Annotated in this window: 1 protein-coding gene; it reads right to left on the reverse strand. The window is 71.8% G+C overall.

The window, feature by feature from the left end; all coding sequences use genetic code 11:
* Positions 1-935: Mur ligase family protein (locus A5714_RS07850; protein WP_255396703.1), on the reverse strand; the 935-nt coding region annotated here is incomplete at both ends.

Raw genomic sequence — 935 nt, forward strand, 5'->3', positions numbered from 1 at the left:
CAGCGGCTGCTCGCGCGCGCCGTAGACGTCCAAGACGAAGACCTCGTCCGCCGCGTCCAGTGCGGCGCCGAACTCCTTCGCGAATTCCTTTGTTCGCGAATACAAGTGGGGTTGGAACACCGCGATGCTGCGCCCCTGCCCGGTCTCGTCGAGGACCGCACGGACCGCGGCCAGCGTCGCGCTGATCTCGGTGGGATGGTGGGCGTAATCGTCGAAGACCCGCACCGGCACGTCGGTGGCCCGGCCGAGCACCGAGGAGCCGACCAGTTCGAACCGGCGCCGCACGCCCTCGAAGCCGGCCAGCCCGTCCAGCACCGCGTCCACCGGGGCGCCGATCTGCACGGCCGCGAGCAGCGCGCCCAGCGCGTTGAGCGCCATGTGCCGCCCGGGGATCGACAACCGCATCGCCCGCGGTTGCGAGCCGGGGTCGAGCTCAGCGGCCAGTTGGATCTGGGCGACGGCCTCGGTGCCGTGTTGCTCCCAGGACAGCAGCGTCGCCGCCAGGGGCGCCGCGTCGGCGTCCGGCGCCGACCCGTAGCGCAGCACCCGGATGCCGAGGTCGGCGGTGCGGCGGGCCAGCGCGGCGGCGCCGGGATCGTCGACGCACACCACCAGCGCGCCGCCGGGGGCGAGCCGCTCCATGAAGGAGTCGAACACGGCGACGTAGGCCTGCGCGCTGCCGTAGAAATCCAGGTGATCGGTCTCGATGTTGGTGACGACCACGACGTCGGGCGTGTATTCCAGCAACGAGCCGTCGCTCTCGTCGGCCTCGGCGACGAAGCAGTCACCGCTGCCGTGATGGGCGTTGGTGCCGGCCTCCCCCATCTCGCCGCCCACCGCGAAGGACGGGTCGCGGCCGCAGTGCTGCAGCGCCACGATCAGCATCGACGTCGTGGTGGTCTTGCCGTGCGTGCCGGTGACCATCAGGGTGGTGC

Source organism: Mycobacterium sp. E2462 (assembly GCF_001672685.1).
Taxonomy (GTDB): Bacteria; Actinomycetota; Actinomycetes; order Mycobacteriales; family Mycobacteriaceae; genus Mycobacterium.